Origin of the sequence: Burkholderia cepacia (genome assembly GCF_001718835.1) — a bacterium.
Classification (GTDB): Bacteria; Pseudomonadota; Gammaproteobacteria; order Burkholderiales; family Burkholderiaceae; genus Burkholderia; species Burkholderia cepacia_F.
On sequence record NZ_CP013444.1, the window covers coordinates 928,022 to 942,720 of the forward strand.

At 66.8% G+C, this 14,699-nt stretch carries 10 protein-coding genes; 4 read left to right on the forward strand and 6 right to left on the reverse strand.

The window, feature by feature from the left end; translation table 11 throughout:
* The first annotated feature begins 77 nt into the window (after positions 1-77).
* The 4 genes from WT26_RS24515 (at position 78) to WT26_RS24530 (ending at position 4,973) form a co-directional block, all read left to right on the forward strand.
* Positions 78-1,124, forward strand: a complete 1,047-nt coding sequence (locus WT26_RS24515; protein ID WP_069274178.1) for an ABC transporter substrate-binding protein — start codon at positions 78-80, stop codon at positions 1,122-1,124.
* Positions 1,125-1,231: 107 nt separating this feature from the next.
* Positions 1,232-2,494 carry an ABC transporter permease gene (locus WT26_RS24520; RefSeq protein WP_069274179.1) on the forward strand — a complete coding sequence of 421 codons (1,263 nt, stop codon included), beginning with the start codon at positions 1,232-1,234 and terminating at the stop codon, positions 2,492-2,494.
* Positions 2,495-2,534: 40 nt separating this feature from the next.
* Positions 2,535-3,371, forward strand: a complete 837-nt coding sequence (locus WT26_RS24525) for an ABC transporter permease (RefSeq protein ID WP_069274180.1) — start codon at positions 2,535-2,537, stop codon at positions 3,369-3,371.
* Between the two features lie 195 nt (positions 3,372-3,566).
* The gene (locus WT26_RS24530; RefSeq protein ID WP_081333796.1) at positions 3,567-4,973 is read left to right on the forward strand and encodes an MFS transporter; all 1,407 of its coding nucleotides are present in this window, start codon (positions 3,567-3,569) and stop codon (positions 4,971-4,973) included.
* 103 nt (positions 4,974-5,076) lie between these two features.
* Here the strand turns inward: WT26_RS24530 and WT26_RS24535 are convergent, their stop codons facing one another.
* The 6 genes from WT26_RS24535 to WT26_RS24560 all read right to left on the reverse strand — a co-directional run bounded on the left by WT26_RS24535 (position 5,077) and on the right by WT26_RS24560 (position 14,576).
* Positions 5,077-6,810 (reverse strand): S53 family peptidase, encoded by a 1,734-nt coding sequence (locus WT26_RS24535; RefSeq protein ID WP_069274181.1) that lies wholly within the window; start codon positions 6,808-6,810, stop codon positions 5,077-5,079.
* A 621-nt stretch (positions 6,811-7,431) separates the two neighbouring features.
* Positions 7,432-10,149 (reverse strand): aconitate hydratase AcnA, encoded by a 2,718-nt coding sequence (gene acnA / locus WT26_RS24540; RefSeq protein ID WP_069274182.1) that lies wholly within the window; start codon positions 10,147-10,149, stop codon positions 7,432-7,434.
* A 52-nt stretch (positions 10,150-10,201) separates the two neighbouring features.
* Entirely contained in the window at positions 10,202-11,653 is a 1,452-nt protein-coding gene (locus WT26_RS24545; protein WP_059521421.1) for a bifunctional 2-methylcitrate dehydratase/aconitate hydratase, read from the reverse strand.
* Positions 11,654-11,675: 22 nt separating this feature from the next.
* Positions 11,676-12,188, reverse strand: a complete 513-nt coding sequence (locus tag WT26_RS24550) for a hypothetical protein (protein WP_059521420.1) — start codon at positions 12,186-12,188, stop codon at positions 11,676-11,678.
* A 169-nt stretch (positions 12,189-12,357) separates the two neighbouring features.
* A complete protein-coding gene (locus tag WT26_RS24555) occupies positions 12,358-13,425 on the reverse strand; it encodes an HpcH/HpaI aldolase/citrate lyase family protein (protein ID WP_231130517.1) in 1,068 nt (355 codons plus the stop codon).
* Between the two features lie 167 nt (positions 13,426-13,592).
* Entirely contained in the window at positions 13,593-14,576 is a 984-nt protein-coding gene (locus tag WT26_RS24560; RefSeq protein ID WP_069274183.1) for a malate dehydrogenase, read from the reverse strand.
* Between the last annotated feature and the right edge of the window lie 123 nt (positions 14,577-14,699).

The following is a 14,699-nucleotide window of genomic DNA, read 5'->3' on the forward strand; positions in this document are numbered from 1 at the left end:
GTTTTCCCGATTTCCCGCTGTACGTCGTCAACAACAACTGTCCACTTCCACCACGAGAGGAGAGGAGAGGAACCACCATGAACCGAGCAAGCTTTACCGCGCGCCGTACCGCGCTGGCACTCGCGCTCGCCGTCGTCGGCGTATCGGCATCGGCCGCCGAGCTCACGGTCGTCAACTTCGGCGGCGCGAACGGCGACGCGCAGAAGGCCGCGTTCAACCAGCCGTTCGAGAAGGCGACCGGCAACAAGGTCACGGCCGTCGAATACAACGGCGAGCAGGCGAAAGTGAAGGCGATGGTCGAGGCGAAGCACGTCAACTGGGACGTGGTCGAAGTCGAGTCGGGCGACCTGAATCGCGGCTGCGACGAAGGGCTGTACGAGAAGCTCGACTGGTCGAAGATCGCGAAGAAGTCCGACCTGATTCCGGAATCGCCGCAGGTGTGCGGCGTCGGCTTCTTCGTGTGGTCGACGGCGCTGTCGTACAACGCGGACAAGCTGAAGTCGGCACCGACCGGCTGGGCCGATTTCTGGAACGTGAAGAAATTCCCCGGCAAGCGCGGCATGCGCAAGGGTGCGCGCTACAACCTCGAATTCGCGCTGATGGCCGACGGCGTCGCGCCGAAGGACGTCTACAAGGTGCTCGGCACGAAGGCCGGCCAGGACCGCGCGTTCAAGAAGCTCGACGAGCTGAAGCCGTACATCCAGTGGTGGGAAGCGGGCGCGCAGCCGCCGCAGTTCCTCGTCGCCGGCGACGTCGTGATGTCGACCGCGTACAACGGCCGCATCGACGCCGCGCAGAAGGAAGGCAAGAACCTGAAGGTCGTGTGGAACGGCAGCATCTACGACCTCGACTACTGGGCGATTCCGAAGGGCTCGCCGAACAAGGCGCTGGCCGAGCAGTACATCGCGTACACGCTGACACCGAAGCCGCAGCAAGGGTATGCGCAGCACATCGCGTACGGCCCCGCGAACATCGCGGCGATCAAGTCGCTCGACGCGAAGACGCTCGCGAACCTGCCGAACTCGCCGGCCAACGGCAAGAACGCCGTGCTGGAAGACATCGGCTTCTGGACCGACCACAGCGACGAGCTCGAGCAGCGTTTCGCCGCCTGGGCATCGAAGTAAGCGCGTCGCAGTCGTGACGCAACCGGCCGCGCGGCGCGCACGCGTCGCGGCGCTTCGCGCGGCATGCCGCCGGACTCCGGTCCGGCCGGAGAGAAACGTTGAATACGATGACGATCGCCACTTCTTCGTCGACGCAGTCGACTGCCGCGCTCAAGCGCGAGCTGAAGGCCGCCGAAGCCCGCAAGCGCACGATGGCGCTGTTGCTGGTCGCGCCGCTCGCGATTTTCCTGCTGCTGATTTTCGTCGTGCCGATCGGCACGCTGCTCACGCGCGCAGTGCAGAACCCGGAGATCGCGACCGCGTTGCCGGGCACGGTCGCCGCGCTGTCGGGCTGGGACCGCAAGGCGCCGCCGGCCGACGCCGCGTATGTCGCGCTCGCGGCCGACATGACGAAGGTGGCCGACAGCGAGGCGATGGGTGCGCTCGCGCGGCGCCTGAACACCGAGATTCCCGGCTATCGCTCGCTCGTCGCGAAGACGGCGCGCGCGATGCCGCTCAAGGGCGATAACGGCGAAGCGCTCACGCCCGCGCAGCAGCGCGGCAAGCTCGTCGAGCTCGATGCGCGCTGGGGCGATGTCGCCTACTGGCAGTCGATCGCGAAGAACGGCAGCACCGTGTCGCCGTTCTACCTGCTCGCCGCGCTCGACCACAAGCAGGACGGCTTCGGCCACATCGTGCAGGCCGATCCGGACCAGTCGATCTATCTGGCGATCTTCGGCCGCACGTTCGTGATCGGCGTTGCCGTCACGCTGTTCGCGCTGCTGCTCGGCTATCCGCTCGCGTACTGGATCTCGACGCTGTCGGAGCGCCGCGCGAACCTCGCGATGATCCTCGTGCTGATTCCGTTCTGGACGTCGGTACTGGTGCGCGTCGCCGCGTGGATCGTGCTGCTGCAGAGCGAAGGGCTCGTCAACAAGGCGCTGATCGGCAGCGGGCTGATCTCGCATCCGCTGACGCTGCTGTTCAACCGCGTCGGCGTATACATCTCGATGACGCACATCCTGCTGCCGTTCATGATCCTGCCGCTCTACAGCGTGATGAAGTCGATTCCGCCGACGTACCAGCGCGCAGCCGTGTCGCTCGGCAGCCATCCGTTCGCCGCGTTCTGGCGCGTGTACGTACCGCAGACCTACCCGGGTGTCGGCGCGGGCGCGCTGCTGGTGTTCATCCTCGCGATCGGCTACTACATCACGCCCGCGCTGCTCGGCGGGCCGAACGACCAGATGGTCAGCTACTACGTCGCGTACTTCACGAACGTAACGATCAACTGGGGCATGGCGTGCGCGCTCGGCGGGCTGCTGCTCGCGGCGACGCTCGTGCTGTACGCGGTGTACGGGCGCTTCACGCGCACGAACGTGAGCCTCGGCTGAGCGCCGCCGCGCACAACGAAACGGGAAGGGGAATCCGACCATGAAACTCGCCAGGCCGCTGTTCGCGCCGCACATGTCGTTCGTCGAGCGCGCGTGGTACGTCGCGCTGCGCGTGCTCGTCGTGCTGACGCTGCTGTACCTGATCCTTCCGGTGCTCGCAATCGTGCCGCTGTCGTTTTCGTCGAGCACGTTCCTCGTCTATCCGATTCCGGGCTTCTCGATGCGCTGGTACGAGAACCTGATCGCGTCGGACGAATGGCGGATGGCCGCGAAGAACAGCTTCATCGTCGCGCCGTCGGCGACCGTCGTCGCGACGGTGCTCGGCACGCTCGCCGCGATCGGTCTCACGAAGGCCGACTTCCGCGGCAAGGGGCTGTTGATGGCCGTGCTGCTGTCGCCGATGATCGTGCCCGTCGTCGTGGTCGGCGTCGGCATGTACCTGTTTTTCGCGCCACTCGGGCTCGCGAACACCTACACGGGGCTGATCGCCGCGCACGCGGCGCTCGGCGTGCCGTTCGTCGTGACGACGGTCGCGGCGACGCTGCAGGGCTTCAACCAGAACCTCGTGCGCGCGAGCCTGTCGCTCGGTGCGAACCCGGTGTCGACTTTCTTCCGCGTGACGCTGCCGGTGATCGCGCCGGGCGTGATGTCGGGCGCGCTGTTCGCGTTCGCGACGTCGTTCGACGAAGTCGTCGTCACGCTGTTCCTCGCGGGCGCGGACCAGACCACGCTGCCGCGCCAGATGTTCACGGGCATCCGCGAGAACATCAGCCCGACGATCGCCGCGCTCGCCACGATCCTGATCATTTTCTCGACGAGCCTGCTGCTTGCGCTCGAATGGCTGCGCGGGCGCAATGCGCGGCGCGCGGTTGCGTGACGCGGTGACGAACCGGGGGCGGCGCCGGCTTTCGTTTGGCTGACCGACGAAGCGACCGCCTGCACGTTCGATGCGGCTCTGCAACAATACGGGGCGCGGCGGCGCGCGCACCGGTTGTACCGGACGACACGCGCGATGCCGAGCCGGTCCAACCGCGACGCGTCGCATCGCGTCGCCCGCCAGCAGAGTCACATCTTGTCCGAAACCGCTTCCGCCGCCCGCACCCCGGAGCCGGCCGTCAACTGGCGCGCGATGTCCGCCGTGCTGCTGGCCGTCGCGCTCGCGACGCTCGACACCGCGATCGCGAACACTGCGCTGCCCGCGATCGCCGCCGACCTGCATGCGTCGCCTGCAGCGTCCGTCTGGATCATCAACGCATACCAGCTTGCGATGGTCGCGACGCTGCTGCCGTTCGCGTCGCTCGGCGACATCGTCGGCCACAAGCGCGTGTATATCGCCGGGCTCGCGGTGTTCACGCTCGCGTCGCTCGGCTGCTCGCTCGCGTCGACGCTGCCGATGCTGACGGCCGCGCGGATCGTGCAGGGCTTCGGCGCGAGCGCGATCATGAGCGTCAACGTCGCGCTGATCCGCGGCCTGTTCCCCGCGCACCGGCTCGGGCGCGGTGTCGGCTTCAATGCGCTCGTGGTCGGCGTGTCGTTCGCGGTGGGGCCGACCATCGCATCGCTGATCCTGTCGGTCGCCGCGTGGCCGTGGCTGTTCGCGGTGAACGTGCCGCTCGGCGTGTTCGCGCTGGCCGTGGCGATTCCGTCGTTGCCGCAGACGGCGCGCGGCAAGCATGCATTCGATCCGGTCGCTGCGCTGTTCAACGTGATCACGTTCGCGTCGCTGATCTTCGCGCTCGGCGAATTCGCGCAGCGCGGGCCGCTTTCGATCGTGTTCGCGTCGGCCGCGGTCGCGCTCGCATTCGGCTGGCTGCTGATCCGCCGCCAGGCCGGGCACCCGGCGCCGATGCTGCCGGTCGACCTGTTTCGCCGGCCGGTGTTCACGCTATCCGCGCTGACCGCCGTGTGCGCGTTCGCCGCGCAGGGGCTCGCGTTCGTGTCGCTGCCGTTCTATTTCGAAACCGTCCTGCATCGCAACGCGGTCGAGACGGGGTTCCTGATGACGCCGTGGTCGGCGATCGTCGCGCTTGCCGCGCCGATCGCGGGGCGGTTGTCGGATCGTTATCCGCCGGGCCTGCTCGGCGCGATCGGTCTTGCGTTGCTGAGCGCGGGCATGGTGTCGCTCGCGGCGTTGCCGGCGGCGCCGGGCGTGATCGACATCGGCTGGCGGATGATGCTGTGCGGCGCGGGCTTCGGTTTCTTCCAGTCGCCGAACCTGAAGGCGCTGATGTCGAGCGCGCCGCCCGAGCGCAGCGGCGGCGCGAGCGGGATCATCGCGACCGCGCGGCTGATCGGGCAGGCGACGGGCGCGGCACTCGTCGCGCTGTCGTTCGGCATCGCGGGGCGCCACGGGCCGACGCTTGCGCTGATGCTCGGTGCGGGATTCGCCGGGGCGGCGAGTGTCGCGAGCGGGTTGCGGCTGTTTGCGCCGTCGCATCGGGCCGGCGTGGCGGTTGCATCGGAGCGGGCGACGAAGTGACGGCGGGGCGTGCAGACGCCCGGTCGGTCCGTTGCATCCAAGTGAAGAAGCAAAAAACCGGCGCGCGGAGAAACGCCCCGCGCGCCGGCTCTACACACCTCGCTTAGAACCCGCCCGACTTGATCAGCTGGTTGAGGTTCGCGATGTTCAGGCTGCCGAAACCGGTCGTGTAATCCCAGCCGGTGCCTGCGTTGTAGCCATACCCCTGATAGCCGTTGTTCCCCGACACCACGTCGTAGCGTACGAGCGACGGGTTCGACGGAATGTCGGCGTAGAAATTGCCGGCCGGGAAGCCGAGGCCCGTGCCGTTCGCTGCGAGCAGGCGTGCCCAGAGGCCCGTGAAGATCGGCGCGGCGAGGCTCGTGCCGCCGATCTGCTGCAACTGGCCGTAGTTGTAGATGTACGCGCCGGTGCTTTGCGCGGCGTCGAACGACACGTCCGGCAACTGGCGGTTGCTGCCCGACTGCCACGACGGTGCGGGCAGGATCGTGCTGACGCCGCCGCCCGTCGCCCACAGCTTGCCGTTGCCGTCGAGCCCTTCGTTCCATACGGTCTCGTTCGAGAACGCACCCGACGACGTCGTGTAGAGCGTCGTGCCGCCGATCGCGAGCACGTGCGGCGACGAAGCCGGCCACGACACCGTGTAGTTCGCGCCGTCCGGATAGCCGCGGTTGTTGCACTCGTACACGCCTTCGTCGCCCGACGACACCGAGAACGTCTGGCCTTGCGCCGCGGCTGTCGTGAAGATCTGCTCCTCGGCGTCGAGCGTGCCGTCTGCGTTCGCGTCGGTCTCGCACCAGCCGAGCGACACGTTGATCACCTTCGCGGTGTTGTCCGACACCGCGCGGTTGAACGCCTGCGTGAGGCCCGTGTTGCCGCTGGCGTTGAGGTCCGCCATGTAGAACACGAGCTTGCCGACCTGGCCGCCGGCCGAGCCGACGATCGACTGGCTGTCGAGATCCCATTCTCCCTGGCCGTCCTGGTCGTCGGTATAGCTGCCGCCCGAACCGTTGGTCTTGACGGTCTGCGTCGAGACGCTGCCGTAACCGTTGCTCGACGTGAACTGCTTCAGGTCCTGCAGCGTCTGCGATACGCCGCCGATCGTGATGATGCCGACGGTGACACCGGCTGCAGTCGGCACGCCGGTTGCATTGTAGAGGCCCGGGAATTCCTTCGGATAGTGGCCGGTCGCCGTGCCGGCCGCGAGTGCCTGCGGCTTCGATACGTTGCCGATGCGCAGCAGCGGCCGCGCGTGTGCGACGCTCTGCAGCCCCAGCACCGAGCCGACGACATCGCCGAGTGCGCGCGGCACTTGCGCGGTCGACGTGTTGGCGAAGCCCGAACGGCCCGCGTATTCGAAGTGCACGAGCGACGTGTTGAATGCGGTCTTCACCGTGCCGGCCGTACCGCTTGCGGATACGAGCAACCGATTCGGTGCGACCTCGACGTTCACGAAGCCGCTCTTGTGCAGATAGTCGACGACCGACTTCACCTGCGCTTCGGTCGGTGCGTAGCTGGCGAGGAACTGCTCGTGCGTCAGGTACTGGCGGTAATGCGCGCTGCCCGGCCGGTTCACGTCGCGCGCCAGTTGCTTGAGTTGCGCGGCATTGCGCAGCTTCAGGCTGACGACGACGTGGGTCGTTTCGCCGGCTGCGAGTTCGAGCGACGGCGCCGCACTGCGCGCCATCAACTGCGGGCCGGTCAGAAAGGCCTTCGTATGGGTATCGACCCAGTCCGTCGCGCCGTGTGCCGCGCCGGCGGCAAGTACGAGCGGCCATGCGCAGGCGAGACGGCGGGGCGACGGCAGGGGCAGGGCAAACCAGGCGTTCCTTTTCATCGGGAGTCCTTTTTAGGAGAGACGACGTTGCTGGAGCCCTCGACCCTTGTGGGGTCGCGAGCGCAGTGGAGCGTAGGACGCCATATCACTTCGGGTAGCTGAGAGAAACGTCAGCTGTCAGTTCTGACAAGGCGCGTCCTGCGCGACGGTCGCGCGGGGCAGTGGCGGGCGGCGCGTCGGGGCGGACGGCGGAACCGGTTCGCGCGTGCATCGCGTGGCGGCGGGCGGCGCGTGCGTCAATCGAGCAGGCGCGGCAGCCGCGCGGACGGCGAATCGTGCGTTGCGGCGGCGTGCGATGGTTCGCACGGTGGTTCGGGCCGTGAGTCGCGTGCGCCGCGCCGCGTCGCACTATGTGGTCGGGGCTTGCGGCAAGCTTTCCGCCATGGCGTCTCGGCGTCGCCGGAACATGGAGAAATCCGCCTGAACGGGGCGAGGCGTGCCGAATGGTGGAACAGTGCGCGGCGCAGTCTTGCAGGCGGCTTTCGGGTTACGCGTCCGGACCCCACTTTAGAGTGAACGCTCTATCGGACGCGCGGGCGAAAAAAAGCCCGACACGAGGTCGGGCATCCAAATCGGCCGCAACCGCCGAAGCGGGATACGGCACCTGCAAAAGCGGAGCGCTTACGCTGCGAGCAGCGAGCGCAGCACGAACGGCAGGATCCCGCCGTGCTTGTAGTAGTCGACTTCGATCGGCGTATCGATGCGCAGCAGTACCTGCACGCGCTGGGTTTCGCCGTTCTTGCGGTTGATCACGAGCGTGACGTCCTGCTGCGGCTTGAAGTCGTCGCCGAGGCCTTCGATGTCGAACGTCTCGTCGCCGGTGATGCCGAGCGACTGGACGCTGTCCGAGCCCTTGAACTGCAGCGGCAGCACGCCCATGCCGACCAGGTTCGAGCGGTGGATACGCTCGAAGCTGCGTGCGATCACGGCTTTCACGCCGAGCAGCTGCGTGCCCTTCGCGGCCCAGTCGCGCGACGAGCCCGTGCCGTATTCCTCGCCCGCGAACACGACGGTCGGCGTATCGGCGCTGACGTACTGCATCGCCGCGTCGTAGATCGACTGCTGTTCGCCGCTCGGCTGGTGGATCGTCAGGCCGCCTTCGACGCGCGTGCCGTCCGCCTTCGCCGGGATCATCAGGTTCTTGATCCGCACGTTCGCGAACGTGCCGCGCATCATCACGTCGTGGTTGCCGCGGCGCGAGCCGTAGCTGTTGAAATCGGCCTTCTGCACGCCGTTTTCCTTCAGCCACTTGCCCGCCGGCGAGTCTTCCTTGATCGAGCCTGCCGGGCTGATGTGGTCGGTCGTGACCGAGTCACCGAAGATGCCCAGTGCGCGCGCGCCCTTGACCGTCGGGATCGATGCAGCCGGTTCCATCGAGAAGTCGCTGCCGAAGAACGGCGGCTCGGCGATGTACGTCGACTTCGGCCAGTCGTAGACCTGGCCCGATTCGCCCTCGATCTTGCTCCAGAGGTCGCCCTTCTTGGTCAGCTTCGAGTAGTTGTCCTCGAACTTCTTCGGATCGAGCGCGAACTTGAGCAGCGCGTGGATTTCTTCGCTCGTCGGCCAGATGTCGCCGAGGTAGATGTCGCGGCCGCCCTTGCCCTTGCCGACCGGTTCCGTCATCAGGTCGCGCGTGATGTTGCCGGCGATCGCGTACGCGACGACCAGCGGCGGCGACGCGAGGAAGTTCGCGCGGATGTTCGGGTGGATACGCGCTTCGAAGTTACGGTTGCCCGACAGCACGGCTGCCGCGACGATGTCGTTCTTCGTGATCGCTTCGTTCAGTTCCGGCGTCAGGTCGCCCGCGTTGCCGATACAGGTCGTGCAGCCATAGGCCGCGACTTCGAAACCGAGCTTCGACAGGTAGGGCAGCAGGCCCGTCTTCGTCAGGTACTCGGTGACGATGCGCGATCCCGGCGCGAGCGAGGTCTTGATCTTCGGATCGACCGTGAGGCCGGCCTCGACCGCTTTCTTCGCGAGCAGGCCGGCGGCCAGCAGCACGCTCGGGTTCGACGTGTTCGTGCACGACGTGATCGCGGCGATCAGCACGTCGCCGTTCTTCACGTCGACGCCGTTGCTCGTCGTGTATTGCGCGTTCAGGTCGTCCGCCTTCTTCGCGAAGCCGTTTTCCGCGACCGGCTTCGAGAACAGGTCGGTGAACGTCGACTTGACGTTGCCGATCTCGATGCGGTCCTGCGGACGCTTCGGGCCGGCCAGCGACGGGGCAACCGTCGTCAGATCCAGCGTCACGACCTTCGTGTAGTCGATGTCGCCGGCCTTCGGGATGCCGAACAGCTTCTGCGCCTTGAAGTAGTTCTCGAACGCGGCGATTTCCGCCTTCGTGCGGCCCGTGCCTTCGAAGTAGTCGATCGTCTTTTCGTCGACCGGGAAGAAGCCCATCGTCGCGCCGTATTCCGGCGCCATGTTGCCGATCGTTGCGCGATCCGGCAGCGACAGCGACTTCGTGCCTTCGCCGAAGAATTCGACGAACTTGCCGACGACCTTCTCCTTGCGCAGCATTTCGGTGATCGTCAGCACCAGGTCGGTGGCCGTCACGCCTTCGCGCAGCTTGCCCTTCAACTCGACGCCGACGACGTCCGGCGTCAGGAAGTACACCGGCTGGCCGAGCATGCCGGCTTCGGCCTCGATGCCGCCCACGCCCCAGCCGACCACGCCGATGCCGTTGATCATCGTCGTGTGGCTGTCGGTGCCGACGAGGGTGTCCGGGTAGTACACGGTGTCGCCGCCGTCCGCCTTCTTGTGGACGCCGCGCGCGAGGTATTCGAGGTTCACCTGGTGGACGATGCCGACGCCCGGCGGCACGACCTTGAACGTGTCGAACGCCTGCATGCCCCACTTCATGAACTGGTAGCGCTCGTTGTTGCGCTGGAATTCCAGTTTCATGTTCAGGTCGAGCGCGTCCTTCTGGCGAAAGTAGTCGATCTGGACCGAGTGGTCGACGACGAGATCGACCGGCACCAGCGGCTCGATCTTCTTCGGGTTCTTGCCCGTACGCTCCGCGACGCCTCGCATGGCCGCGATGTCGGCGAGCAGCGGCACGCCCGTGAAGTCCTGCAGCACGACGCGCGACACCACGAACGGAATCTCGTCGACGCGCTTCGCGGTCGGCTTCCAGTTCGCGAGCTGCTCGATGTGCTCTTCGGTGATCTTCTTGCCGTCGTAGTTGCGCAGCACGGACTCGAGCACGATACGGATCGACACCGGCAGGCGTTCGATCTTCGTCTTCAGTTCCTTGCCGAGCTGCGGCAGCGAGTAGAACTTGCCTTTGCCGGAACCGCTGTCGAATTCCTTGAGGGTCTTGTGGAGATTGTGGGCCATGGTGATTTTCCTGGGTTTAAGGCTAGGAAACAAACAGTCCTGTATCTGACGGCTATATCACATACAAGTCGACGTACTCATCGACCGGCATCGCTTCGAGCTTTGCCTGGTCCAGCGACACGTCGAGAATCGCTTGTTGCTGCTTTGCCGGGAAGCGGCGGGCAAGGTTGGTCCTGAACTTCTCGACCAGGAGCGGGATGCCTTCCGCACGCCGCCGCCGATGGCCGAGCGGGTATTCGACCGCCACCTCGGCAAGCTTCGACCCGTCCGCGAACTCGATCGTCAGTGCGTTCGCGATCGAGCGCTTGTCCGGGTCGTGGTAATCCTTCGTGAACTGCGGATCCTCGACGCACACGGTTTTCGCGCGCAGCGCGTCGATGCGGGGATCGGCGGCGGCCGAGTCTTCGTAGTCGGCCGCGGTCAGCCGGCCGAACAGCAGCGGCACGGCGACCATGTACTGGATGCAGTGGTCGCGGTCGGCCGGATTGGCGAGCGGGCCCTGCTTGTCGATGATGCGGATCGCGGCCGCATGCGTGCGGATCGTGATCCGGCTGATGTCGTCGGTCGTGCGGCCGGCGGCGGCGAGCTGCGCATGCAGCTGCAGCGCGGCCTCGGCGGCCGTCTGCGCGTGGAACTCGGCAGGAAACGCGATCTTGAACAGCACGTTTTCCATCACGTACGTGCCGTACGGGCGCTGGAAGCGGAACGGCTTGCCGTCGAACAGCACGTCGTAGAAGCCCCAGGTCTTTGCGGTGAGTGCCGACGGGTAGCCCATTTCACCCGTTTTCGCGATCAGCGCGAGGCGCACCGCGCGGGAGGTCGCGTCGCCGGCCGCCCATGATTTGCGCGAGCCCGTGTTCGGCGCGTGGCGGTAAGTGCGCAGCGCCTGGCCGTCGACGAACGCGTTGGACACCGCGTTGATCAGCTCGTCGCGCGTGAGCCCGAGCAGCCGGCCGACGACGGCCGTCGATGCGACCTTCACGAGCAGCACGTGGTCGAGCCCGACCGCGTTGAACGAATTCTCGAGTGCGAGGCAGCCCTGGATCTCGTGGGCCTGGATCATCGCGACGAGCACGTCGCGCATGGCAAGCGGCTTCCTGCCGGCCGCGACGGCCGTGCGGGACAGCCAGTCGGCCGTCGCCAGGATGCCGCCGAGGTTGTCGGACGGATGGCCCCATTCGGCGGCGAGCCAGGTGTCGTTGAAGTCCAGCCAGCGGATCATCGCGCCGATGCCGAACGCGGCCTGGACGGGATCGAGCTGGAAGGACGTGCCGGGCACCTTCGCGCCGTTCGGCACGATCGTGCCGGGCACGACGGGGCCGAGCAGCTTGGTGCAGGCAGGGTAGGACAGCGCCTCGAGTCCGCATCCGAGCGTGTCGATCAGGCAATGACGCGCCGTCTCCAGCGCGAGCGCGCTGTCGATGCCGGCATTCAGCACGTAGTCGACGATATCGACGAGTACCGTATCCGGAGCAGGGCGGACGTTGGAGACCGGGGCGGACATCGAGGGGCCGATGGGAACGCGCTTAGTTCGTTGCCGGCTTCAGCTCGTTCGACTGCGTCGGTGCCGGCGTGCCTTGTGCCATTTCCGGCGTCACGCACTCGTCCGCGAGGCGTTCGCCGCCGTTTGCGTCGGAGAACAGCATCGCCTTGGTCGGGATCACGATCAGCTTGAAGCCCGCTGCCGGATCGTAGAACGTGTCGGCGCCCGTCGTCGTGGCCTGACGCGGCAGCTTGTAGTTCTTCTTCGCCCAGTGAACCGTGACCACCTGGTCGCGCTTCATGTCACCGGCGAGGTCGAACGACAGACCTTCCTTGCAGGACCACTTGACCGCGCCGTCCGGTACCGGATCGACCTTGGCTGCGGCACGTGCCTGCGCCTTCTTGCTGCGCGGGATGATGCGCTTGGCCGGCGCCGGGCGCTTGGCCGTTGCCTTCTTCGCCGTCGTGGTCGTACCCTGGGCAAACGCGCTCGGAGCCGACACCAGCATCGTGGCGGACAAGGCGCCGATGGCGGTAGCGATCAGGAGTTTCTTCATGGAGTCAGAACCTTTCGATAATCAGTTGACAAGGGCCGGCATCGAACTGCCGGCCGGTTTGAAACTGCACGCGCCCCGAAAGCGCGCAGCGGCCGCTATTTTCACCTATTTGGCCGCGTCCATATCAGGTTTTCGGGCTCCGTTACGTTTTTTGTCGTTTCGCAAACCTCTATCCGGTTCGCGCATCGTCGAATGCATGAAACTCGCGTATCGGCCGGCGCCGCGCGCTTACGGCGCGCTGCCCCGCGGCGGCCGGGCCGAACAGCGGCGCGGCCTCGGCCGGTACCGGCTGGCCGGTGGCCCGCGCACGGCGCAGCACCGACCAGTAATACCGGTAGCTCGCGCGATCGTGCAGCGTATCACCGTGGCGCGTCGGCCCCCAGTCGGCGGCCTGCGCGGCCAGCAGGATCTCGGCGGCCAGCGCGACCTCGTCGGTGCGCGGCGCGAATGCGTCGACGATCGGGCGGATCTGCGCGGGGTGGATGCTCCACATCCGCGTGAAGGCGAATTCGTCGCGCGCGCGGCGTGCGTCGGCGGCGACGACGCTCATGTCGCGTACCTCGGTCGTCACGTTGTGCGACGGCGTCTTGCCGTGCGCGTGGCAGGCCGCGGCGATTTCCAGCTTCGCGCGGCGCACGAGCGGGTGTTCGAACTGGCCGGGCGAGCGCATCGCGGCATCGGGAATCGCGCCATGGTGCGCGGAGACGAAATCCATCAGCCCGAAGCTCAGCGTGCCGACCGTCGGCAGCGCGGCGAGGGCGGCCGCCTGCGCCAGCGCGCCGTGCGTCTCGACCAGCACGTCGACCGGGATCGGCTGCGCGATGCCGAGCTCGCGGCGCGTGCCTTCGATGAACGCGGTCATTTCGGCCGCGTCGGCGGCAGTCGCGATCTTGGGGAGCGTGATGTAGGCGGGTGCGCGCGACGCGCGCAGCACGATGCGCACGTCGTCGCGCCAGTGCGGGTGGGAAAAGTCGTGGATGCGGACGCCGACGCGGCCGAAGCGGTTCTCGTCGCTGCCGAGCAGGTCGGCCACGAGTGCCGCGTGCGCGGCTTCCTGGCCGACCGCCGCGCCGTCTTCGCAGTCGAGCGTGATGTCGAACACCGGGCCCGTTTCGGCCTGCAGCGCGAGCGACTTGCGCATCAGCTTTTCGCTGCCCGCGTAGTGATCGCAACAGGGCAGGATCGCGGGCGGGGACGCCCCGTCGTACAGCACTTGTGCAGGAGTGAGCGCGGACATCGTCTCTACGTCTAGAAGGCAGGCCAGCGTGGAAAAATCGGATTCGGGCGCGTTCTGGGCCGGTGGCGGCAAAACGCGTCCGGATCGGATCGGGGGCGCAGCGGGCCGGCGGCATGCCGCCGGCCCGCGCCGCAGCCGTGCCGCCCGCGGGCGGCACGGCCGGCGCCTTACTTCAGCAGGTGGGCAACGCCATCGCGCTCTTCGAGCAGCTCGGCCAGCGTGCCGTCCATCTTCTCGCGCGAGAACGCGTCGATTTCCAGGCCTTCGACACGCTTGTACTCGCCGTTTTCGCACGTGACGGGCACGCCGTAGATGATGTCTTCGGGGATGCCGTACGAGCCGTCCGACGGGATGCCCATCGTGACCCACTTGCCGTTCGTGCCGAGGACCCAGTCACGCACGTGGTCGATCGCCGCGTTGGCTGCCGACGCCGCCGACGACAGGCCGCGCGCTTCGATGATCGCCGCGCCGCGCTTGCCGACGGTCGGGATGAACGTGTCGCGGTTCCACACGTCGTCGTTGATCAGCTTCAGCAGCGATTCGCCTTCGGCGGTCGCGAAGCGGAAGTCGGGGTACATCGTCGGCGAGTGGTTGCCCCACACGGCGAGCTTCTCGATCGATGCGACCGGCTTGCCCGACTTCGCCGCGAGCTGCGACAGCGCACGGTTGTGGTCGAGGCGCAGCATGGCCGTGAAGTTCTTCTTCGGCAGATCCGGAGCCGACTTCATCGCGATGTACGCGTTCGTGTTCGCCGGGTTGCCGACGACCAGCACCTTCACGTCGCGGCTGGCGACTTCGTTCAGAGCAGCACCCTGAACCGTGAAGATTTCGGCGTTCGCCGACAGCAGGTCCTTGCGCTCCATGCCCTTCGAGCGCGGACGTGCGCCGACCAGCAGTGCGACGTCGGCATCCTTGAATGCGACCTTCGGATCGTCGGTGATCACGACGCCCGCCAGCAGCGGGAACGCGCAATCGTCGAGTTCCATCACGACGCCTTTGACGGCGGCTTGGGCTTGCGGGAGGTCGAGCAGTTGCAGGATGACCGGCTGATCCTTGCCGAGCAGGTCGCCGTTCGCGATGCGGAACAGCAGGGAGTAAGCGATTTGACCTGCGGCGCCGGTGACGGCAACGCGCTTTGCGGGCTTAGCCATTGAAAATCTCCAGGACGGGTGAAGCGTTGGACGCTAGCGAAAACGCCATTCTATGCGCGTTGTGCGTAGCGTTGCATTGAAGCAGGGCGGAGGACTCGCGATGGCAGACGCGGTGAACCTGGA

Excerpts from the sequence above, each read along its gene's own strand:
- WT26_RS24550 (WP_059521420.1), bottom strand. The coding sequence starts at position 12,188 with ATGAAGAAACTCCTGATCGCTACCGCCATCGGCGCCTTGTCCGCCACG.
- acnA (WP_069274182.1), bottom strand. The coding sequence starts at position 10,149 with ATGGCCCACAATCTCCACAAGACCCTCAAGGAATTCGACAGCGGTTCC.
- WT26_RS24535 (WP_069274181.1), bottom strand. The coding sequence starts at position 6,810 with ATGAAAAGGAACGCCTGGTTTGCCCTGCCCCTGCCGTCGCCCCGCCGT.
- WT26_RS24555 (WP_231130517.1), bottom strand. The coding sequence starts at position 13,425 with ATGTCCGCGCTCACTCCTGCACAAGTGCTGTACGACGGGGCGTCCCCG.
- WT26_RS24545 (WP_059521421.1), bottom strand. The coding sequence starts at position 11,653 with ATGTCCGCCCCGGTCTCCAACGTCCGCCCTGCTCCGGATACGGTACTC.
- WT26_RS24515 (WP_069274178.1), top strand. The coding sequence starts at position 78 with ATGAACCGAGCAAGCTTTACCGCGCGCCGTACCGCGCTGGCACTCGCG.
- WT26_RS24560 (WP_069274183.1), bottom strand. The coding sequence starts at position 14,576 with ATGGCTAAGCCCGCAAAGCGCGTTGCCGTCACCGGCGCCGCAGGTCAA.
- WT26_RS24520 (WP_069274179.1), top strand. The coding sequence starts at position 1,232 with ATGACGATCGCCACTTCTTCGTCGACGCAGTCGACTGCCGCGCTCAAG.
- WT26_RS24525 (WP_069274180.1), top strand. The coding sequence starts at position 2,535 with ATGAAACTCGCCAGGCCGCTGTTCGCGCCGCACATGTCGTTCGTCGAG.